Raw genomic sequence first — 22,125 nt, 5'->3', positions numbered from 1 at the left:
TGAAGACCATCGCCGTGCTCGCATATATAATCGGCTATCAGAGAGGTGCTGCTAAAAGAGAGGAGGGACGGTTCGCTGGGTCTTAAACAAGACTTCAGGCTTCGAGTAAAGGGCAGTTTCACCGTTTTAATATTGAGGGGAAGCTTAGGTGTCGATCTTCCTCAAAGGACTCGAAATACTCAAACGAAGGGCGCTGAATTTAGTTTAAACGATTTTTGAGTAAAACAACAAAAGGGAAGTATCAATTGATTTTTCAAAATATCTAGTTTTTTGGTTTTGCAGAGTAGCAGATTAAATTTTATTGAATTAAAGTTCAAATACTTTATTTTGGTCGCTCCAAAGTTATCTTTTGCCCCCATTCGATATCCCACTTATAATCTGTGAACTTTTCCATTCCACCTCCCGGGTAAAAAGTAAACTCTCCGAAGAAAATATCTTGACCTCGCAGGTAAAAATCAATACGCACAAATGGCCAGCTTTTTGAAAGTTTTTTTGCACAATCTAAAAGTGCTTCAAGATTTTTAGGTTTTGTTACTTCGCCAGAATACAATTTGTATCCTATGGAATATGGCTGCTTTTCCCATTTTGTATTATAGATCACCCTTGTATGACTTGAAAACCGATCAATGTCTACTTGAATAAATAAGGGCTCCCCACTAAAACAAAATACTTTGTAATCTTTGGGCAACTCTCCGTTAAGGTCTCTTATTAGGGGTTCTGCAATTACTCTAGGAGGGATATTCTTATAAGGCTTCTCTCTAGATCCAGGGTAATAATTCTTGCTAAGCCAATAATTAAAATATTTTTGCGCTTCGTTCTCTTTGGTATCCTCTTTATCAGTAACTATAAAGTTCCATCCTGATCCGTGACTAGCTTTTAGAATAAATTCAGAGGGTAAGTGGTCAAATTTAATATCGGCTCCTCGACTATATACAGCTAGTGTAGGGATTAGGTTTTTATTGCTTAGTATATTTCCAACATAGTCTTTAACAGCCACTTTATCAGCTAGAGAGGTCATTTCTGGTTTGAAACCATTTAATTTCAACCATTGGATTTTTTCATTAAAGGAAACTGGGGTGTTTAAATCTAGCTTCCTGTTCATACGCTTTTCAAAGCGATAACTCAAGTAGTCGGCATCAGGTAAAATAGTTTGTAATAGCTTATTGTGAATCCGGTTAATAACATTCATATTTTAAATAGTTAAAGCTTTTGCACATTATTCCAGTATAGCGGAAAATCATTGAATGTACGATTAGAATGAATATCAAAAAAATCATAAATAGACCAACTGCTATGCCCCATTTGCTTAGCATAAAATAAAGCTGAGGATACATTTCCTATAAAAGTTAAGTTTTTATTTATAGCCATTAAGGCTTCAAGAACTACGTCATCGTCTATTTTTAGAAAAGAGATATTTTTGCTGTCAAGAATACGAGCAACAGGACTATCTTTTATTGTTGTACTTGGGCGTAACTTAAGATATATTTGGTGTTGAGGAAATTTCTTTTTCACGCGTGACAGGCTTTGTTCAATAGCTTTTTCATAAACCTTGATTGCTATTCCATTGTTTTCAGCGTAATTATCTTCAAGCCAAATTAGGCTAGGCTCTGTTAATAGAATCCCTTTTGCTAAAGCATTCATAGTAGGGGAAGATTTTAATGGCAATACGATTTTTTTTTCCATACTCGCTATGGGATACGCCTCAGGTGAAATACTGTAAAATTCAACTCCTTTTAAATGGGCATAGGCCTCGTAAGTGAATGGCATCTCTAATATCCTTAGAGTCCAACCTCTTAAGATATAAATGATAGACTTCTTAACCTCTCTTGGATTATTAAGAATGGAATGCCGGAGACTAAACTTATAGTTGCGATATAGATGGTTAAGTTGGGTTGATTTGCGATAACTCATCATCCCTTCCTCAATAAAATTGAAATTAACACAATTGCTATGTGTCACCAGAAGGCGATGGTAAACATCCATTAAAGGAACATAAGCTGTGAACTTTTCTTTCTGTGTGATTGAAGTTATATAATTATCGAAAGCTCTCGGCTCATTTAGATATATAATTTTTTTTAAAACACTTCTGGCTGTACTTTCAAAAGCCATGAAGCTTTGAATGTTACCAAAATCTAGTTTAATCTTTTTTACTAGTAATATAACATCATTATTACTTAACTTTTTGCTGTTTATTATTAGGGTAGCAAGTAAATAAGTAATTGGGGAATGAACACAGAATATATGTTTCATGTTTGTTGCGCTAATTCAAGTTTTTTAGTTATGATTGATTCAATGTAGTTTACACTTGATGGCTGTTTTTTTGAAACAAAAAATTCTCGCAGTTGAATTTGCAATATATCTGAAGTTAAGTCAAAATGTGGTTCAAAGTGAATCCATTTGGTTAAGAAATGTAAGTGCAAGAACTTTATTCTCAAAAGATGGATCAGTTACAAACACTATTTATCGAATCGCTAGGTCTTGAATATCCTTTTAATTTGGCTAGCGTAGACCGGCAAGTGCAAGATGAAAAGACATCTAGCATCACGTTCACGATTGAAATCGATAGCTCCTATCGACCAAGCAAATTTCATACGAAGCATTCCTCTTATGAAAAATGCTGGCAGCACCTGAGTTTGTTTCAGTATCCCTGTTATATTAAAGCCGATTTACCTGTTTTCAAAGATAGCCGAACCGGGAAAACAGTAGTGATTGATGTTCCCTGGGCTCGTAAAGGAAGTGGTTTTACGCTGCTATTTGAACAAGAGGTCTTAGCATTGCTCCGCTTAACGAATTGCAAGAAAACAACCGCTGCCTTTTTCAATATTTACCCTCAACGAGTCCGTACTATCTATGATAATTACACGCTGGACAGATACGAACAACGAGAAGCTCAAGTAGCTCAAAAAGTTGGGCTTGATGAAACTTCTACCAAGAAAGCGCATACCTACATCAGCCTATTTGTCAATTTAGAAAATGGACAAATCCTTGATATTCAGGATGGCCGGTCATCTGAAGCTGTTACCGAATACGTCAATCAACTCCGTCTTTCGGGTAAGCCCGTTGATACGGTTGAAAAGTTTTCAATAGATATGTCCCCTGCTTTTATCTCAGGAGTGAAGACTCATTTTTCAGATGCTCGAATGACTTTTGACCGCTTCCATGTAGTTCAACTTATCAATCGGTATTTTAAACCACTATAGAAGTCAAAAAAAGTCGATAAGCAGCTGTTAGCTTATCACATAGAAGAGCTTGACCAACTATGGATACAGCCCAATTGCCAAGAGGCTGCTGCTTTCTTGTCTTATTGGGTAGGCCGAACCAAGGATTTATTCAATATGGACCGCCTTTGCAAATCCATTTACAAGCATTTTCAGGGTATCATTAACTTCGTCGAACCCAAACTCACCAATGGGTTACTCGAAGGAATGAACTCGAAAATCCAGTTTATCAAAAGAGCCGCAAGGGGCTATCGATATACTGATAATTTCAAACGAATGATCTTATTTGCCTTTGGGGCTCTTTAGCTCATTGACCAAATGAAATCATTTTGTACCGGTTTACTGTAACTAAAAAACATATAGAGAGTGCACCACAGCTGAAGAAATTACTTTAACCCGGAGGGGGGAACATATGCTCAAGATGTGGTAGCAGACAAGCGGGGGGTAAATTTGTATGTAGTCAAAGCCAAAGATGAAGAATTGCTATAAATGATTGGATGTTACTATTTTATTATTCCATTTAGTATATCTCTATACACTGAGATAGTCCTCTCTTTATGTTCTTTTAATTTACTTTCTACTCCAGGTTTACTTATTCCTGTTGTTAAATTTTTAATAATAGTTTCTGCCATTCCTTCATTTAGGTTTACATAGTTATGACTATCTAAATTTTTGTGAACATTCTCTATTCTAGGTAACGCGGCTAAGCCTACAGTTGGTTGATTAAAAGCTAACGAACAAACATTTGCATGAAATCTCATGCAGATATTTAGTTCAGAGTACCTGTATAAGTTAAATAGAGTTTCTGCCCCCGCATTGCCTTGAAGGTAAGGAGCAATTTGGATACGACTACGAATGAAATAATCATCTACATTCTCTAAGATTTGCATAAATCCATAGATGTCTTTGTAAATATGTGGAATAAATACAATGTTGTATTCTGTGGTTTTCAGTAAGTGAATTATTACTCTTCGAATTTGTTTCGTGAATTCTGCTATTGACAAATTTTTATTTTTATTTATCATCTCCAATTGGTCGACTGTTGTATTGATAAGAACATAAGGCTTTATTTTTTTTAGCACCAAATCATTTTTGGGTGGTTCGTAGAAAAAGCCGTGATCTAGAATTTCGGGCATGTTTTCTATTAAGTCTTCGCCAAAAGTGTTTCGTAAACTTGTTTTAGAACCATCATTTCGTAAAAGGATATGTAGGTTGTCTCGATTTGATGCGTACTGGAGGAATTTTTCGAATTTCCTAAAGTTTTCTTTAGGTACATCGTGGTGAGGAAGACTTCCAACACTGCCAATAATAATAGGGACCTTAATTTGTTCGAGTATTTCTAGAGATATATCAAGGGTCGTACCAGTTTGGCTACCCTTAATCCAGTAATCAAGAAACCCTCCCCCCCCAATCAACAAAGCATCATGTTTATTCGATAATTTGGCGAAGCTTTCGTCGAAAAGCTGCTTGTCAAGTCTACTATAGCTCTGGTAAAATCTCCTTATTTCTATTTGGTTGAACTCTAGTTTTTGTCGAAGCTCTTGACCTATTAAGTTATGGAACCCTGAATGACTAGCATTGTCGCCAATATTGCCTATAAAAGAGGCGATATGAAGTATTTTCATGCTTGGATGTTTTTAAGACGTATTAATTTCTCTGCCGCGTTCAAATCACTCAGAGTATCAATGTCGATACTTTCTTCGTCACTCATTTTGAAGGCATGAATATTTTCTGGTTTGAACGTACGAATTTGGGTAAAGTAATGTGCGTCCACTAGATAGATCGCCCCATTAGATGTATAAGCAGTAGGTAAATCTTGTCGTCTTACTGAAGTGATTCCTTCTGGCGAGTAAAGTGGAATAAGGATATTATTTTCTCCTTCTAAGTAGAAATGATAGGGACTCTTCTGCAGTGGGGAGACGCTCATTACGTATTTATATGCATTTTCCAAACAGAATTTGATTGACTTGTCTATTGTTTCAGTTGTTCTTAACGGGGAAGTAGGCTGTAATAGAAGAATCAGCTCATGCGATTCTTTCAATCCAAGATATTCTAATACATGAAGGACAACGTCTACACTTGAGGCAGTATCTGTAGCAAGATTTAAAGGTCGACGTAAAGCTTCTGCGCCTATACTTTCTGAATAGGATAAAATTTCATCATCATCTGAACTCACTATTATACGGTCAATATGGTTTGAGCGTTGAGCCCGAACTATTGTCCAGTAAATTAGAGGATAGCCACCTAACTTTATCATGTTTTTTTTTGGAATACCCTTAGAGCCGCCTCTAGCTGGAATAATTGCAATAACTTCTTTATCCTGATACATTTTCTAAAGATCAACAAATGGTTTTTGTTTCTCAGTTTCCCACAAAGTCTGAGATTCTAAAATTCTAATAAAAGACTGTGCACTGTCTCCTTTCCCATAGTGAGTAGTTGATTCGTACCGACCTGCCTGAGTAGCTTCCTCAATCGCACTTAGCAATTGCTCTTGTGAAAAATCTACATTACGAATCGATTTATACCTGAAGCGATTCCGCTGACGGCTACCTATATCGATCGTAGGCACTCCATAAACTGGAGCTTCATGGATACCTGCACTGGAGTTTCCAATGATAAATTCGGAATTTTTTAATAGGGTTAGAAAATACTCGAAGCGTAAGGAGGGAAACACCCTAAAGCTTTCGAGCTCTTTTAACTGCTCTATGGCAGCAAGAATGTGTTCGGACCCCATATCGTTATTTGGGTATACTACTACGTAATTTCGACCACTCTTCCTTAACACTTCTATGTACGTAGTTACTGCTTTTTTTATCATGTGGACTTCAGTAGTAACAGGATGCAATATGGCAATGGCGTAATGCTCATATTTTATATCATAGCGCTGCCTAACTTCATCTAAAGAAGGTAAGTTATCTGATAGCATCACATCAACATCAGGGGATCCAATTTTAAATATATTCTTCTCTAATTCACCTAACTGTATCAATCGCTGTCTTGCAATCGAACTAGCGACGAAGTGAATGTGAGCCATTTTAGATGTAGCGTGCCTCAGAAGATCATCTATCGTTCCTGAGACCTCTCCGCCTTCAATATGCCCAACGAGTTGATTGCGTAATGCTCCCACTATGGCACCAGCTAAAGCTTCTATTCGATCTCCATGTATAATAATTAAATCTACCGGGTTTTCGCATAGGTAACGACTTAACCCTGCAATCGTATTAGATAGAGTTATTTCCATACTTTCCCCTTCTACTTGGTTGAGAAAATGGAAGATATTATCTGAAAATCCAGCCTTCTGTAGTTCAGTTACAGTATAGCCATATTTAGACATTAGATGCATGCCTGTACAAAATATACTTAAGTTGAAATTTGGATGATTCTTGACAGCTTGCATCAGAGCCTTTTGCTTGCCAAAGTCTGCACGAGTCCCTGAAATAAATAGTATTCTTCTTTTCATTTCACTTGACTTTTCTTCAAATGTTGATCTACAGCTATATCTTCTGTAGCTGTTTTTCCCAAAATTTGCTCGAAATCAATAGCTGGAATCTCCCCAACGCCTGGTCTTTTTACCCATATATTTTGTTTAGTAAAAGCATCGCCCGCTTTTATATCTTTGATTGAAACTACTGTGGCATAGGCAAAATCTCTAGTCACTTGCTCCTCTTCTAGCAGGACTTTTTTATTTCCGCCACGCATTTGTTGAAGCAAATTCGCGCCTGTAATAAGATTTTTTAGCGCTCTAGGGTCCATCGAACATACAATATCAGGGCCTTCTCTTTTTAGGCTATCAGTGAAGTGTCTCTCAAGGATAGACGCACCAAGGGCAACAGCCCCCAAGCAAGCATGGTTAGAAGTCGTATGGTCTGATAAACCTATTACTGCATTTGGAAATTCGTTTTGCAAATCTGTCATAGCACCTAGCCTTACTAGCTTCGGGTCAGTTGGATATAAATTGGTAGTGTGTAATAACGCATAATCAACATTGTATTTTTCAAGTATATTTACTGCTCCTCGGACAGTGTCAAGATCATTCATTCCTGTACTGAGGATAATGGGCTTGCCAAAATTAGCAATATGTTTTATCAGGGGATAGTTATTACATTCTCCAGATCCTATTTTGTATGCCGGCACACCAAATGATTCAAGACGGTTAGCAGCAGCTCTAGAAAAAGGAGTGCTAATGAAAATACCTCCCTTATTTTCTACATATTCCATTAATGCTTTTTCCTCTGCTTCATTTAAAGCACATTCATCCATAATTTCGTAAATGGATTTATTCGCATTTCCCGGGATAGTAGTTTTAGCCAAATTACTCATTTCATCTTCCACAATATGAGTCTGATGTTTAATCACTTCAGCGCCAGCTTCTAAAGCTGCATCTACTATTTTTTTTGCTTCTTCCAAACTGCCTCCATGGTTAATGCCAATCTCGGCAATAACCAAAGGCTTATAATCATAACCTACTTTTCGACCACGTATTGTCAAAACTGCTTTTTTCATATTTAAATGTTTTTGTTAAAGATTATTTTGAACATTTTTGCTAGTAAACGAAGCTTGTCTTTCCAAGTGTAAGGGGTTTCTGTGGCTCTGAGTAAGTTGGGTATAGCGTTTAGGATATATGCCTCACCATACTTTATATTTTTCATTTTCAGAAGAGTAAGGCCTGTACCCACCTTAGACAGGCCTCTATTTAGCTGCAATTTTGCCTCGTTACCTTGGTCTGTAAGTGGTCCCCATAGACCTTCAGGATGCTTTCTCCAAGCTGCTGTAACTTCATTTAGTGAAAATGTTTTTCCATATAGTTTTAATACTCCATTAAGTAGATTGTCACCATGTGGGATGATATTGATAAAGTCAACGGGTAGCTTCACTATATTGCGAAACATAATTGTACGGGTACCTCCATTACTCACAGAGAGTGTATTTCCAATTTCATCAACGTTTCTTTGCTTTGATTTAACTAAAACATATTCAAGGTTGGATTCTAAAAAGTCATATTGTTTTTGAAGTTTATGTATATCAACCCAGTAGTCATCCCCCTCACAAAGCGCGATATACTCCCCTTTGGCAGAAAATAAATTATAAAGGAAATTAAACCGCCCTGTAGGACTGCCATTAATATGAATATTATTCGCTCGCTCATGCAAAAACAACCGGATTTTATCCGGATAACGCTCTGCATACTCAATACATATCTCCCGTGTCCCATCTGTCGAAGCATCTTCCCCCAACAAAACTTCAAAGGGGAAGTCCGTTTTTTGCATCAAAATACTATCAAGACACTGCCTGATGTAGTCTTTGTGCTGATAGGTCATCACACAGACAGAAACCACAGGCACGTCCGTGACTTTGTTGGGATATTCCTCAACAGGGGCTTTTTGGTATCTGGATTTGAATTCTTGGAAGTTCATGCAATTGGTTATGATGTAATGTATGATTCTAATCTAGTACCAGCCAAATCATTTTGTACGTAATCGACTATATAACCAGGTAATTTTCCTTGCCATGAATTGTCTTCCTTCTTGTCTTTATAGACTCCATATGGATCTTTATCATTTTTGCTTCTGCTCTCTTTAATAAACTCTTTTGTTTGTTGGTGAATTTGTAGTCCTAAAAAGCTAAAAATATGTAAGGCTTTTTGCATTGGGGTCCTTAGTAAATCAGAGTAGTTGATAATCAAACAGCGATCAGGATATGCTTTTTGTAGAGAATGAAACATTATTGTGGTTTCTTTCCACTTTTGATAGCCATAATATTCCTCGGCTCTACCTTGGTTTTTCTTGGGAGCAAGTAACCACTCTTCTTCAATTTTCCAGCCTAACTCATGCCTGAACTCTTTTGGTGCATTCAGCCAAGAATATAGATGAGCAAGAGGATTTCTGATTAAACAAACAACATAGGATTCTTTATCAGTGCGCAGTAAATTTTCTAAAATATAATGATATCGAGTTTCCTTATACGCCACTACTTTTGGAGTTGACTTCTTAAAAACTGGAATTATATTTCTTTTCTTTTTCTCAATTTGATCTATAAAATCGCTTTCAGTGTTTAATAGCTGATTTTTAAAACTCTGTATTCTGCTATAATTGGAATAATCATCTAAATAACCTTTCAAGGAATAAGAGAATAAAGGCTGCATTTTATATGAAATAGAAGGGTGAGAGTCTATAATGCTTCCTAACCATGTAGAGCCTGATCGTGGCATGGAATGTAGGGCTATCAACTTCATTTCCAAATCAGTAAATCAAACCTATAGCCCGAATTGAAGTGAAATTCAGGCTTGGAGATAATTTCGTATCTGTCTTTGTAACCTAGGTAGTCTAATAAATGAATAAAGAAGGATTTCTGAAACCAAGTTCCAATATGATCTTGACCGTTAATTAACTTATCGAAATAGAAAGACCTATATTCTGGAAGGGAATAAAACTGCCATTTTTTGTCTAAATCAGGCACATCGCCAATATAAAACACTCCACCTTCTTGTATATTATCAAGGCACTTTTTAATTATTTGTACTGAGTTCGACAAGCTAAAATGTTGAATTGAAAAATGCCAGATCACTTTATGGTAATGATATTTTCTGAAGTCAAATTCATTTAAATCTTGGCATATTTTTTCTATATTAGGCATTCTAGAAATAAAGTTTTCTAGAAGTACTTCTGATATGTCTACTGCTGTCACCTGATTTACTAGTGGTGCAAAAAAATCAGATATGAGTCCATTGCCTGCGCAAAGATCAAGAAGATTCTCTTTATCAGAGACTTTTAATTTTTTATTAATGAAGGTAATCTCCTTAGAAAAGGCTTTTGCCGATACAGGATCACCAAATTTTGTCCTTCCTACGGTTATTTGTGGATCAGTAATATGTACATTTTTCCAATAGCTTTTCCAGTATTCTGACATATTTTTGAATTACTTAATTAGTTCATAATTATCCAGCATGCTGTGGACCTGTTCAGCATCACAGAACATCAAGATATCGATGATTGATAAATTAGGGACAAAGGATTCAGATATTTGCCTGTATTCAACGGGTACGACTTTCATGAATTTGAGGTTTACCCCGGCATTTTTATACTTTGCTCTATCGAAAAAGTCCATTCCACCCGGTGGATTGATATAAGAATCTGCCCCGAGGGCTTTGCTAATATTCAGCGCCCATTCATCAGGCTCATTTACGGGGGCTATATCTACATTCATTCCAGACCAGACTTCAATCGGGGTATTAATTTCTAAATACTGGCAGACTTTTTCTAGTGAAAAACGATTGAGCTCAACAATCGAATCGGTATCCAATTCAAAAATTTCATTAAGCAGGTTAATTACTTTTGAGTAGTTAGGGGCTTTTTTCTTGTAAGGCCCAAGTTGAGCGAGTATTTTATCCTTCCAGGGCTGACTATTTTTGATAACTATTTCATTAATCTTTGTATCCCTATGGTGTTTAACCAACGGCACTTTTATATAAAGCGGTTCACCGCTAGGTTTTAGTACCTGATTTCGTTCTATCCAGCCATGTCTTATAAATTGAGGCGTATCAAATAAAATAAATAATTCTGTATGCTTAATCATTGCAAAGTACCCTATATAGGGAAAAAAGTAAGGTTGCATTATGGCGATACGACTAATTCTATCCATAATTCTGAAGCCTGAGGAGGTTTCGCTTAATTAAAAACTGCTCCTGATTACTTAAGCCGTAGTAAAGTGGCAGACATAAAATAGATTGGGCAATCTTTTCTGAAACAGGCATGTCGTAATCATTGACATATCCCACTTTATTGAGTGAAGGAAAAAAATACCGTCTGCAAAAAATTTCTTGTTTATCTAAAGCCACTTTAGCTGTTAAAGCTTGGGCTTCATCCCCGAAAATAATAGGGTAATAGGCATGATTATACCCGCAATGTTCCTGCACTTTAGGTTTCCTAACCTTTAAGTTTTCCAGCTCCCTATCGTAGTAAAGGCTCAGTTTTTTTCTGTTCTCCAGGATTTCATCTGCATGATTCAGGACGACCAATCCCACAGCCGCATGCAACTCCGAGTTTTTCCCATTAATACCCACCCCATTAAAGTTTTCGGGACCATCGTGCCCAAAATTGCGTAAGAAAGCCATCCGCTCCAGAAGTTCCGGGTCTTGGGTCACCACAAGACCGCCCTCTACCGAATGCACCGGCTTGGTAGCATGCAGGCTAAGCGTACTGATATCGCCGTACTCAAAGATGCTTTTGCCCTTGTAGGTGGTTCCAAAGCAGTGGGCGGCATCGTAGATGACTTTTAGGTTGTGTTTTTTAGCTATCGTATCAATAGCATCGATATCACAGGCATTCCCAAAGCAGTGCGTAGCAAGTATAGCAGATGTTTGGGGCGTAATAGCGTCCGCTATCTTTTCCGGATCGATATTAAGCGTTTCTTCATCAATATCGACGAAAACCGGTGTACATCCTTCCCATACAATGCTGGAGGTCGTGGCCACGTAGGAGAAGGGAGTAGTAATGATCTCCCCTTTCAGCCCCAAAGCTTTGATGGCAATCTGCAGCGCAATGGTTCCATTGGAAACAAACAGGAGGTGCTTTAGCCCCAGGTATTGTTTGAGCCGTATCTCATACTCATTGACTAAGGGCCCGTTATTGGTCAGCCAATTGCGCTCCCACACGCCATTGAGCAGGGCGTAGACTTCTTGTTTGGGAGGGAGGAAGGGTTTGGTTACGGGGATCATAATTCTTGTAGTTCCACCATCCGTTTAAAAGAAACGGATTTATTCACTAGGTCCTTGTAAGTCCCAATATGCTCAATTCGCCCCTGTTTTAGCACTACCACCCGGTCAGCATTCCTAATAGTAGACAGCCGATGGGCGATAATTAGTATGGTGTACTGCCCCTTGAGCTGGTCAATGTTTTCTTGTATGGCCCGTTCGGTCTCTGAATCTAAGGCTGAGGTTGCCTCGTCCATAAACAGAAAGTCCACTTCCTTGTACAGCTCTCGGGCGATGGAAATCCGCTGTTTTTGACCTCCGCTAAGGTTGATACCTTTGTTACCCAGGCGTGCGTCCTCGACATCGGGATGTTCTCGTACAAAATCGGCAATGCTCGCTTGCTCCAGGGCTGCCCAACAGTTCCGTAGGTTTTCCGGCGTCTTTTCCGCCCAGAAACTCACGTTGTTGAAAATCGTATCATCAAAGATGACCGGCTCTTGGGTAATGTAGCCTATGCGGCTTTGGAAACTCAGAATGTCGAGTTGGGACATGTCCTGTCCATCAATCCAAATCTTCCCCTGGCTAGGCTGCAGCAGACCACTCAGCAGGTTCATAAGGGTAGTCTTGCCTGAGCCACTCTCGCCCACTAGGGCTAGAGTCTCGTTGCGGTACAGGCTGAGCTTGAGGTCCTGGAGTATCCAATCGCCTAGCTGATAGCCAAAGCTTACGTTTTCTACTCTGATGACTCGTTGGAAACTAGGCATTGCGATGCTGCCGTTCCTCTCGCGCTGCTTACGCAGTTCTATCACAAAGTCGGTCATATTGGTTAGAGAACCGGAGAAGCTTAAAAATTGGTTGTATGAAGTTTGCAGGGTAGTGACCGCGCTCAGCGCCCGGTAGAAGAAGAGTAAGCTAAGGATGATAGTCGCTAAACTGCCTCCCATTAATTGCACCTGTACTAATATAGTCCCTATAACTATAGCCATCATTAGGGGTTCGCGTACGCCGGTCATGATGCTGTTTAGTACGCCCATTTTGCGCACGGAGTCTTCGATTTCGTACACTTTTTCCTTTAAGTTTTGGGCATAGCGACGGATGCTACCGGTAGCTTTCAAATACTTAAAAAATGCAACTTCTTGGATTAGTAAGCCCTGAAAGCTATGGCTGCTCTTTACAAACTGCCGCGAGAGGACTTTGGTCTTTTTGTAAAGGATGCTGAATAAAAAATTAGAGAGTACTCCGCCTACCAAAACCAACAGTGCAAATTCCGGATTAGCCAAAAAGGCTAGCCCTGCATAAGTAAGAACGAGTACGCCTTGCTCCAACATCTGACTGTACTTGCGATAGGACTGTATTACCCGTTGCACTTCCCCGCTCAGCGTATTCTGTATGGCACCCGCATCAGAACTTACAAAAGCTTCGTAGCGGTATTCGGTCAGCGCGTCTATGGTTTCTACCCGTATCTTCCGAATAAAGTATTGCTGGTAAATGACGTTGAGATAGCTAGATATATACTTGGATATACCTTTGAATACAAAGAAGCTCAGCATGGTCATTAGCACAACTGTAAGGGTAAGCTGCAGCCCAATTGCTTGTATCCCGTCAAGGATGAAGGCGAGGTTGCCCATAGCATCGCTTGAGACTTGGGCGTTGCTGTCGGCCACTAGCTCCAGCAGCGGTAGGAACATGGCCAGGCCTAGACCATCGAGTAGCCCTACCAATATGCTGACTACCAGCAGCTGCACTAATCGGTAGCGCAGGTGGTGGTAGAAGAAAGCTAAAGAACTGAAGTGTTTTTTGACGAAGATTTTGATGCTTTAATATTCTTAGTGAAGGAGTTAAGAAGACGAGAATTTTAGGAGTGCCTTCCCAGTTCTATTTTTACTTTCGGTTTATGAAGGGGAGAGTATTGAGCAGTGGATAAGTTGATAAGTGAGCCTTTTGGAATAATGCTTTGTATTGCGTTTTGCACACTTCATAGGGTGCACTAAGATTGAAATGGGAGTGTACACTAAACTGTGTCTGGCGAAATTAAGAAATATATTTAGTGAACCGCTCACCATGAGTTGCTGCCAGTTCTCTATGGATGGCGTTCCACTCAAAGACGTTCTTATTCCAGGACGACCGCTTGCGGTCTAAAGCCAGGAAGAGCTGGATCAAGAGTGCGCGGTCACTGACCCACCCCGCCTTAGCCTTTGTTACCCTGCGGATCTCCCGGTTCAGGTTTTCAATGGCATTAGTGGTGTAGATTAGCTTTTTGAGCGCCGGGCTGAGGTTCATGCACCCCATAAGGTCTTCCCAGTCTTTGAGCCACAAGTTAACCACTAAGTCGTACTTGCCGTCCCAATAACGGCCGAAATCGTCCAGTTTACGCCGGGCCTCGGCTTCATTGACCGCGTGGTAGACCTCTTTGAGCTGGCGCAAGACCTGCCGGCTGTCTTTTTCATCCAGCAATCTGAAGGTATTGCGGATTTTATGCACTACGCAGCGCTGGATATTCGCTAACGGGAAAGCCTCGGCGATCACTTCGCGCAGCCCGCTTAGGCCATCGCTGCAGATATAGAGCACATCCTGCAAGCCGCGCTGCTTAAGCTGTTCCAGGCAGCGCCCCCATTCCACGGCACCTTCTGCTCCCTGGCCGGGGATTAGGGCAATGACCTGCCGTTCTCCTTCAATGCTTATGCCATACATTACATAAAGAGCAATACGCCTGACTTGCCCGTCCCTGCGCACGTCCACGTGCACTGCATCAATAAACAGTACGGCTAGCATCGGAGCTAAAGGGGCATTACGCCAGGCTTCCACCCGGTCCCAGGTTTGATTGATCACATTCGAAATGCGGCTTTCGCTCATTTGGGCTCCATACATCCGCTCCAGGTGCGTGCGTATATCGCTCACTGAATTGCTCATTGCGTAAAGCTCCAGGATCTGGTTGTCAAGCCTCAGGCCAAACTCGTGATGGCGCTTTTTTACGGTGAGAGGTTCAAAAGTCCCTTCCCGGTCCCGGCTGTAGTGGACTTCCACCTCGCCTGACTCGGTACGGATTTGCTTGGACTGCTTGCCATTACGCTTGTTGGCGGTGCCCTCTGCCTTGCTCTGTGCAAGATTGTCTTCCAGCTCGGCTGACAAAGCCCCTTCTATGAAGTTGGCAATCAAAGGCTTTAAGAGGCCTTCTTCGCCAGTCAGCCCTTTGCCTTGCATCAGGCCCTGGATTACCGTTTGGCGGTAGGACTCGAAATCGAAATCACTGACCGCTCCCTTTTTTGGTTGTTTTGACATAATCGTGTATCTACTTTTGACGCAGACACAGTTCAGTGGCCACTCCCATTGAAATGAACTGTTATCGGGACATTTTTCCTCCGCTATGCCTCGACTACTTCCCAATTCCTTTCCTTAAAACAATTTCCATTTTTTCTTTCTATCTTCCTCATAGTACCCATACCCATACCCATACCCATACCCATACCCATACCCATACCCATACCCATACCCATACCCACCTTTTCCAGCCTTCACTCCATTCAATACTATGGCAGGATTTTTAAGCTTTTGGTCTTTCCGCATTTCCTCCAGTCCAACCAGCATTTGCTGAGGGGTTTTGCCGTGGCGGACTGAAAATAGAGAAATATCAGTGTATGGTTCCAGCAAGAAAGCATCCGCCACCAATCCCACCGGTGCTGTATCAATAACAATATAATCAAATTGCTGCTTGAGGTATGTAAAGAGCTCAGGTGCTTTGCCTCCGCTCAAAAGCTCCGCTGGGTTAGGTGGAATAGGACCACTTGGTATAAAGAAAAGATTGTCATTAATTTCGGTTGGGCGAATGACACTGTCTATTTCTATATCAGAGACCAAATAATTTGTAATCCCAACTCCCTCGTAGTCTGATTGTTGTGCCAGGTACTTAGATAATTTAGGTTTACGCAAATCCAAGCCTAGGATGACCACTCGCTTATCTGTCAGAGACAACGATATCCCCAAGTTAATGGCAATAAATGTTTTACCATCTCCCCCCATGCCAGAAGTGATGAGTATCGTCTGTTTAGACTGCCCCTTACCAATGTAATTGAGATTGGTTCTTAATAAGCGGAACATTTCGGCAATCCCGGTACGGCTATTGGCTTTAACCACAATAGGGTTTTGGCTTTTACTTTGGACAATTGCTCCCAGTACCGGAGTTTGGGTAAAGCGTTTGATATCCGCCTCGCTGTAAATTTTGTTATCTAGTAATTCCCGGATAAAGATTAAGCCGATAGGGAGAGCGAAGCCCAGCATAAGGCCGATAGCATAAACCTGCATGGACTTAGGGGAAACAGGACCTCCACCTGATATTGCAGAATCAATAACTCGGGCATTAGGCACCGTAATAGCCGCCGAGAGCGCTGTTTCCTCTTTTTTCTGCAATAAAAACAGAAACAGAGCTTCTTTTATATTTTGTTGCCGCTTGATTTCCAGCAATTCCCTTTCCTGTCGGGGCACCTGATTAATCCGCTGTTGTAATTCTTTTAGCTTACGTTGGGTTTCCCTGATCGACAGTTCCAGGTTTTGCCGAACCGCCTGCACACTCTGCACAATATTCTGCCGCATGCCTGCCAATTGATCATTCAGTGCCATCAATTGAGGGTTATCTGCTCCTGCCGCCCGCATTAGCCGTTCCCGGTCCAACAGTAATTCATTGTATCTTTGTATTTGAGCATCTAACCCTCCCGCATCTTCGAGGACAATATTGGCGGGTATCAGTTCATATTGGTTGACATCCCCACTGCTTAGCATATCCTCTACCGCTATGAGGAGTTCTAGCCGGATTTGTTCTTGTGTTAGAGTGTTATCATATTCAGTAATTTCGGAAAGTATCATACTTACCGTAACGGATGTTTCTGTAGGGATTTCATTACGTTCTTTATACTGCTCGAGCCCCCCTTCCACATTGCTCAGTTCGATCGTCAGTAATCGAAGGCGCTCGTCGATAAACTTCAGTGTTTTTTTTGCCACCTGATTTTTATCATCAATCGCTGCCTGATTGTAGACCTCTACGAGTTTATTGAGAATGTCAATCGCTTTTTGCGGTACCGGGTCTTCGATTTGTAGACTCAGTACACTGGAGTAATTTCCTACTGTTTTTATTTCTAACGGCTTCATATAACGCCCTGGGCCTATTCCAATGTTGATTTGAATACGATCTGCTCTACTTCTGCCTGGGACATAGCGCAGCCAGAAAGTATCCTTTTGTACAACTAGTGGAGTGGAAAAACTGTGTGTTGTTTCTGTTTCTGACTCCAAATCCAGTAAATTATAGGAAACAGGTCCATTGACTATTAAGTCCAGTGTGGCACTCTGCCTTATTCCCCCCCAGTGCACGGAATCTAGCACTATTGGCGAGCTTGTGTATAGTTCGGTATGCTTAAGCCGACCTAACCCTAGGTACTCCACATCCAGTCCCAGCTCTTGCACCACCTCTGTCATGAGGGTACGAGACTTTAGGATTTGTATTTCGTTATCAATATTGCTGTTCGGCTTAAGTATTCCAATTTCCTGAAGCACTGCCTCTTCGGACAAGCCTCCTCCTTTTTCTTCCTTGATCAGTATTTTGCTGCTTGCCTGGTAGATAGTTATGGTATACCTTAAATAAAATCTTGCTCCCAAAAAGCCAATCACAACAAAAAGCACAATCCAATACCAATTTCGGAGGAAAGCAAAGAGGAGTTCTTTTATTTCTACCGCATCTCCTTCGTATTGATCGGAGGAGATGCGGTCAGGGTTGTTTATGTTGGTATTATTGGTCAAGGTATTTTTAGTTAGTAAGCAGTTGGGTGATATGCTTTTGCTAGATAATTAGTAGAGTTGCTTTTCTGTAGCTGTGCCTGTTTTAAAATTTATTCTCTTTAGTAATTACCCCTCAACTGCTCTGCTTTTAAACTCATAAATTCGATAAAGTCAACGCCAAAGTAGTTAATGCAGTAATTGCTGATAGCCAAGGTAAAATCCGTGTAGATTGGTCACGAATAGAGGCAGTCCTTACTTGCAAAGGTTCAACGTAGATCACATCATTTTGCTGGAGGTAGAAAAAAGGGGATTTAAAGATATCTCGCTCCTGTATATTAAGCCGTCCAAATTCCCGCTGCCCATCTTCTTCCCGGATGACGAGGATATTGGTTCGGTTACCATAGGGGGTTATATCGCCGGCTTGTCCTAACATATCGAGAACAGTAACTCTTTCATTGGCTACAAAAAAAGTACCAGGCTGTAAAACCTCGCCTAAAACTGTAATTCTAAAGTTTAAGAATCGTACGGAGACCACTGGGTTGTTCAAAAATGGTTCCAACTTTTCCAGTACAATCTGCCGCACTTCATCCGTTGTTCTTCCTAGTACCTTGATTGTTCCCAGCATGGGCATATCGATCGTGCCTTCCCGGTCCACGAGGTAGCCGATTAAAGGGCGCATGCCGCCACCGCCCATATTCATATTCATCATACCTTCTGGGTCAATATTGAAGGGCATGGCTGCAATGGGGTCGAGCGCTTTTATCCGTATAGAGAGGAGGTCGTCCGGTTGTATCGTCAGCTGCGGGAGGTTTTGAATGGCTTCTGGAGCAGTCGGGAATTCTGGTCCTTTGTTGAAGTTCAGGAGTTCATCGTGTGTGACGCAGGAAGATAGAAAAAGGGCTGTAAGGATTAAGAGGGTTATATTTTTTATGGTGGAGGTCATTTTTTTGGGGTGAAGATAGGGTTTTTGTTTAGAGGGTAGGGTTTAGGGGGTAGAGGGTAGGGTTTAGGGCTGGGGTGTTGCTGGGGTGGTTTAGGGTTTAGGGTTTAGCTTGATTGCTTGAGTTGAGCATTTCGTAGTCCGCTGAGTAGTGGTGCGATTTGGTCTACACGGGTTCGTATGACGTCTAGCTGGCCCTTGCTCATATAACCTAATTCCTGGGCGATGATGGCGTGGTTGAGTACTTCCATGAGGCTGCTGTAGGATTGCGTCGTAAAGTGTGCTTTGTCTTTGCCAGTAATTCTCCCGCTGCCTTCTGCGATATTTGTAGGTACGGAAACGGCGGATCTTCGGATTTGGCTTGTCAGCCCGTAGCGCTCATCTGCCGGGAAGTTTCTGGTGATTTCGTACACTATTTTTGCCAGATCTTTACTCGTTTGCCAGGCTTTTAGGGATTCGAAGCTGTAGGTTTTCATGGGTTTGAGTTTAGAGGTTTTAGTTTAGGGTTTAGAGGGGGGCGATGCCCTTTTTTTATTTTCTCAACGCAAAATGCAGAGCATCTATTACGCTAACCTCTAAACCAGCCCAGACTGACCTCTATCCCTAAACCCTAAACAACTCAAGACGCAGCAAGGACCTAAACGCTAACCCCTAAACCAGCCCAGACCCATCCAAGAACTAACCCCTAAACCCGCCCAGACCCATCCAAGCCTAAACCTCCACCCCATAATATGCCACATACCAATCCACAAAAGCATCAATCCCTTCCTGAATCGTCGTCTCCGGTTTATAGTTGAAGTTATCCATGAGGTCCTGCACATCCGCATAAGTCGCGGGCACGTCCCCGGGTTGGATATCCATCATATTTTTCTCTGCGGTAATCCCCAGTTTTTCCTCAATGGCTTTGATGAAGTCCATCAGCTTTACCGGGTTGTTATTGCCGATATTGTAGACCTTCCAGGGCGCTACGGAGGAGTCGGGCAGGGGAGATGCGCCGGTCCACTGCGGGTTGCCCTTTGGCGGGTTGTCGATGACGCGCACCACGCCCTCTACGATATCATCCACATAGGTGAAGTCGCGCACCATATTACCGTGGTTGAAGACTTTGATGGGCTCGCCCTTGAGCATGGCTTCCGTGAACAGGAAGAGCGCCATATCCGGCCGGCCCCAGGGGCCATAGACGGTGAAGAAGCGGAGCCCGGTCGTGGGTATGCCAAACAGGTGGCTGTAGGTGTGCGCCATCAGCTCATTGCTCTTCTTGGAAGCGGCGTAGAGGGAGATGGGGTGGTCCACATTATCGGCCGTGGACAGCGGCATTTTCTCATTCAGTCCGTACACGCTGGAGCTGGAGGCGTAGGCCAGGTGCCCGACCTCGTGGTGGCGGCAGCACTCCAGTATATTGGTAAATCCGATGATATTGCTATCGATATACGCCTGCGGGTTGATGAGGCTGTAGCGTACGCCGGCCTGTGCGGCGAGGTTGACTACGGCATCAAACTGTTCGGTTTTGAAGAGTTGGTCGAGCCCTTCGCGGTCCACGAGGTCCAGCTTGACGAACTGGTAGTTGTCGTGGGTGGTGCTTTGTACGGGCTTGCCGTACTCAATCGCATCGGTATTGATCCCGGCGCTTTTGAGGCGGTCGTATTTGACTTGGGGGTCGTAGTAGTCGTTGATGATGTCTAGGCCGGTGACTTGGTCGCCGCGGTGGGTGAGGCGGTTGGCCAGGTGGAAGCCTATGAAGCCAGCGGTGCCTGTGATTAATATTTTCATCTATAGTTGTATGCTATGCGTGTGGGATGGACCACTAAGGGTGTAAGGGCGTGAGGTGCACTAAGATTGGCAGCTGTCTGTAAAATCATCAGTGAGACTTGGTGTCTTAGTGCCTGAGTGGTAAACCTTTTCTTTCTACGGCTTCGCCGACGATAAGTCGCAGGGGCTTATCAACGTCGGTAGATAGGTCTGCTGTATCAGCGGGTGGGCTGACGAGCAGTGTTGGTGGTGATGTTGTTGTGTTTGCCCTGTTGTGTGTTAGACGGTACAAAAAAACGAAGGGGTTTTGAGAGTGCCAAATTTTGGGGGATTTTTTCTTTTGGGTTGTTTTTTGTATTGGGAGGTGTAGGGTGACTTTGTGTAAGGCTTTGTCGGTCGGTGGGGGCAGCGTGGGCTGGTTGTATTCGAGCGTTGCCGGTCGGTGCGGCTATGCGCAAATCTAGCATTTTCTTTTCCTAGATGAAAAGAAACAAAAATCACGGCTCTGCATCGTTCTTAACGCGGATTGAACTGCGAAAAACCTAAACTGCTCAAACTCGCCTTAGTGCATTGTGGTGATAGGAATTGTGGGGAATAGCGTAGTGCTGGGTTTTCAGTTTGATTGCAGGCATTGGCTCAAACAATGAGCCGTTCTTCACGGTTTTTCGCAGCCCAATCCGCTAAACGCTGCAATGCCGGGGGCCGGGCGGGGTCTTCCTGGCGGTGGCTGCTGGGGGGGATGGCTTTGGGGCGAGCGGTGCCGTACGGTTGGTCTTCTGGGCTTGGTCTGGCGGGGCGGTGGCTTGTGCGCAAATCTAGCATTTTCTTTTCCTGGATGAACCTGCCTTTGCTTAAGCTACGGCAGGCGGAGGAAACAAAAATTCCCGGTTATACCGGGACTTATCGTTCTTAACGGGAAAATCGCAGACAGCCGACTCGCGCCTACAAACTCGCCTTGTTGCGTGGTGGATTAAGGGGTTGCGGGGAATAGCTTGGTGTTGGGTTTTCAGGTTGGTGGGGCGTATTGGCTCAAACAGTGTATCCGCGCCACTGGGTGGCCGTCGTCTGCCTGCGATTTTCCCTAAACGCTGCAAGGCCGGGGCCGGGCGGGGTCTGCAGGGGGCGGTGGCATGGGGCGAGCGGTGCCGGTCGGGGAGGCTTGGGAAATCGGAACGCCGGGGGCTCTCCCTTCCCCCGGCGTTCTGTAAGCAGTGCCCAGCTGGTGTAGCCTTGGCGTTCACATTTCGTACCTACGGCACGAGGCTACGGGTGGTCTTGGAGGTTACCTACATTTAGCCCCAAGTGGGGCATTGGCTGTGGTGGGGCTGCAAAACAGAGAAATGTAAAATGTAAAATGTAAAACTGAAAAATGTAAAAGTGGCGAGCGTTGCCGTTGGTGCAGTCTTGGGGGCGAGCGTTGCCGGTCGGTGGGGCTGTCTCGCCCGGCGCTCTCGCTGTCCGACGTAGTTTTATACGGAGTCGGTCCTTTCGCCGGGCGTGTTTGTTGGGTCGGTGTGGCCGGGCGTTCACATTTCGTACCTACGGCACGGGGCGATGGTTGGTCTTTGGGGTTACCCATATTTTGCTCCTATGGGGCATTGGCTGTGGATTGGAACTGCAGAACAGAGAAATGTAAAATGTAAAATGTAAAACTGAAAAATGTAAAAGGGGCGAGCGTTGCCGGTCGGTGTGGCGCTATTTTTTGTGACGGAAAAGTTAGAATCTCCACCCCCGACCCCCGCCAGGATGGGAATGGTTTTGTGTTG

Annotated in this window: 21 protein-coding genes; 3 read left to right on the top strand and 18 right to left on the bottom strand. The window is 42.6% G+C overall.

All coding sequences use genetic code 11. From position 1 onward, the window contains the following. Positions 1–322: 322 nt before the first annotated feature. Together MRY86_RS07545 and MRY86_RS07540 are read right to left on the bottom strand one after the other, a co-directional pair. On the bottom strand, positions 323–1,189 hold the full coding sequence (locus tag MRY86_RS07545) for an ATP-grasp fold amidoligase family protein (RefSeq protein WP_293571182.1): 867 nt from the start codon (positions 1,187–1,189) through the stop codon (positions 323–325). Between the two features lie 11 nt (positions 1,190–1,200). After that, positions 1,201–2,250, bottom strand: coding sequence for a polysialyltransferase family glycosyltransferase (locus MRY86_RS07540; RefSeq protein ID WP_293571180.1), 1,050 nt, complete (start codon positions 2,248–2,250; stop codon positions 1,201–1,203). A 188-nt stretch (positions 2,251–2,438) separates the two neighbouring features. Here MRY86_RS07540 and MRY86_RS07535 point away from each other — a divergent pair, with 188 nt between their 5' ends. Both MRY86_RS07535 and MRY86_RS27140 read left to right on the top strand, forming a co-directional pair. Further along, positions 2,439–3,200: a transposase gene (locus tag MRY86_RS07535; protein ID WP_293571178.1), complete on the top strand. Its 762-nt coding sequence runs from the start codon at positions 2,439–2,441 to the stop codon at positions 3,198–3,200. 24 nt (positions 3,201–3,224) lie between these two features. Next, the gene (locus MRY86_RS27140; RefSeq protein ID WP_366145559.1) at positions 3,225–3,524 is read left to right on the top strand and encodes a transposase; all 300 of its coding nucleotides are present in this window, start codon (positions 3,225–3,227) and stop codon (positions 3,522–3,524) included. A 197-nt stretch (positions 3,525–3,721) separates the two neighbouring features. Here MRY86_RS27140 and MRY86_RS07530 read toward each other — a convergent pair whose 3' ends face one another. The 15 genes from MRY86_RS07530 to MRY86_RS07460 form a co-directional block, all read right to left on the bottom strand. Further along, a complete protein-coding gene (locus tag MRY86_RS07530; RefSeq protein WP_293571176.1) occupies positions 3,722–4,843 on the bottom strand; it encodes a polysaccharide pyruvyl transferase family protein in 1,122 nt (373 codons plus the stop codon). Beyond that, on the bottom strand, positions 4,840–5,547 hold the full coding sequence (locus MRY86_RS07525; RefSeq protein WP_293571174.1) for an acylneuraminate cytidylyltransferase family protein: 708 nt from the start codon (positions 5,545–5,547) through the stop codon (positions 4,840–4,842). The genes MRY86_RS07530 and MRY86_RS07525 overlap by 4 nt, the downstream gene beginning before the upstream one ends. A gap of 3 nt (positions 5,548–5,550) precedes the next feature. Then, positions 5,551–6,678, bottom strand: coding sequence for a UDP-N-acetylglucosamine 2-epimerase (gene neuC, locus MRY86_RS07520; protein ID WP_293571172.1), 1,128 nt, complete (start codon positions 6,676–6,678; stop codon positions 5,551–5,553). After that, entirely contained in the window at positions 6,675–7,721 is a 1,047-nt protein-coding gene (locus MRY86_RS07515; protein ID WP_293571170.1) for an N-acetylneuraminate synthase family protein, read from the bottom strand. Before MRY86_RS07515 ends, neuC begins: the two co-directional genes overlap by 4 nt. A gap of 2 nt (positions 7,722–7,723) precedes the next feature. Next, positions 7,724–8,632, bottom strand: coding sequence for a glycosyltransferase (locus MRY86_RS07510; RefSeq protein WP_293571168.1), 909 nt, complete (start codon positions 8,630–8,632; stop codon positions 7,724–7,726). 8 nt (positions 8,633–8,640) lie between these two features. Further along, complete coding sequence (locus MRY86_RS07505) at positions 8,641–9,426, bottom strand: sulfotransferase domain-containing protein (protein ID WP_293571166.1); 786 nt, start codon at positions 9,424–9,426, stop codon at positions 8,641–8,643. Positions 9,427–9,446: 20 nt separating this feature from the next. Next, on the bottom strand, positions 9,447–10,124 hold the full coding sequence (locus MRY86_RS07500; RefSeq protein ID WP_293571165.1) for a methyltransferase domain-containing protein: 678 nt from the start codon (positions 10,122–10,124) through the stop codon (positions 9,447–9,449). 9 nt (positions 10,125–10,133) lie between these two features. Then, positions 10,134–10,856: a WbqC family protein gene (locus MRY86_RS07495; protein WP_293571163.1), complete on the bottom strand. Its 723-nt coding sequence runs from the start codon at positions 10,854–10,856 to the stop codon at positions 10,134–10,136. Next, the gene (locus tag MRY86_RS07490; RefSeq protein ID WP_293566413.1) at positions 10,849–11,931 is read right to left on the bottom strand and encodes a DegT/DnrJ/EryC1/StrS family aminotransferase; all 1,083 of its coding nucleotides are present in this window, start codon (positions 11,929–11,931) and stop codon (positions 10,849–10,851) included. Before MRY86_RS07490 ends, MRY86_RS07495 begins: the two co-directional genes overlap by 8 nt. Next, entirely contained in the window at positions 11,928–13,652 is a 1,725-nt protein-coding gene (locus tag MRY86_RS07485; RefSeq protein WP_293566412.1) for an ABC transporter ATP-binding protein, read from the bottom strand. Before MRY86_RS07485 ends, MRY86_RS07490 begins: the two co-directional genes overlap by 4 nt. A 286-nt stretch (positions 13,653–13,938) precedes the next feature. Further along, positions 13,939–15,186, bottom strand: coding sequence for an IS256 family transposase (locus tag MRY86_RS07480; RefSeq protein WP_293566411.1), 1,248 nt, complete (start codon positions 15,184–15,186; stop codon positions 13,939–13,941). Between the two features lie 114 nt (positions 15,187–15,300). Next, entirely contained in the window at positions 15,301–17,691 is a 2,391-nt protein-coding gene (locus MRY86_RS07475; protein WP_293566410.1) for a tyrosine-protein kinase, read from the bottom strand. A 133-nt stretch (positions 17,692–17,824) separates the two neighbouring features. Beyond that, positions 17,825–18,613 (bottom strand): polysaccharide biosynthesis/export family protein, encoded by a 789-nt coding sequence (locus MRY86_RS07470; RefSeq protein ID WP_293566409.1) that lies wholly within the window; start codon positions 18,611–18,613, stop codon positions 17,825–17,827. 104 nt (positions 18,614–18,717) lie between these two features. Further along, complete coding sequence (locus MRY86_RS07465; protein ID WP_293566408.1) at positions 18,718–19,086, bottom strand: four helix bundle protein; 369 nt, start codon at positions 19,084–19,086, stop codon at positions 18,718–18,720. A gap of 235 nt (positions 19,087–19,321) precedes the next feature. Further along, a complete protein-coding gene (locus tag MRY86_RS07460) occupies positions 19,322–20,380 on the bottom strand; it encodes an NAD-dependent epimerase (protein ID WP_293566407.1) in 1,059 nt (352 codons plus the stop codon). A 622-nt stretch (positions 20,381–21,002) separates the two neighbouring features. On the opposite strand from MRY86_RS07460, the gene MRY86_RS07455 reads away from it, so the two are divergent. After that, entirely contained in the window at positions 21,003–21,272 is a 270-nt protein-coding gene (locus tag MRY86_RS07455; protein WP_293566406.1) for a hypothetical protein, read from the top strand. A gap of 658 nt (positions 21,273–21,930) precedes the next feature. Here MRY86_RS07455 and MRY86_RS07450 read toward each other — a convergent pair. Next, on the bottom strand, positions 21,931–22,125 hold a 195-nt coding region (locus tag MRY86_RS07450), incomplete at its 5' end, for a hypothetical protein (RefSeq protein WP_293571161.1).

The sequence above is a fragment of the Phaeodactylibacter sp. genome (assembly GCF_022763345.1).
In the GTDB taxonomy this organism is placed as follows: domain Bacteria; phylum Bacteroidota; class Bacteroidia; order Chitinophagales; family Saprospiraceae; genus Phaeodactylibacter.
Note: the sequence above shows the minus strand (reverse complement) of the source record. Positions and strands in the feature narration are given on the sequence as shown.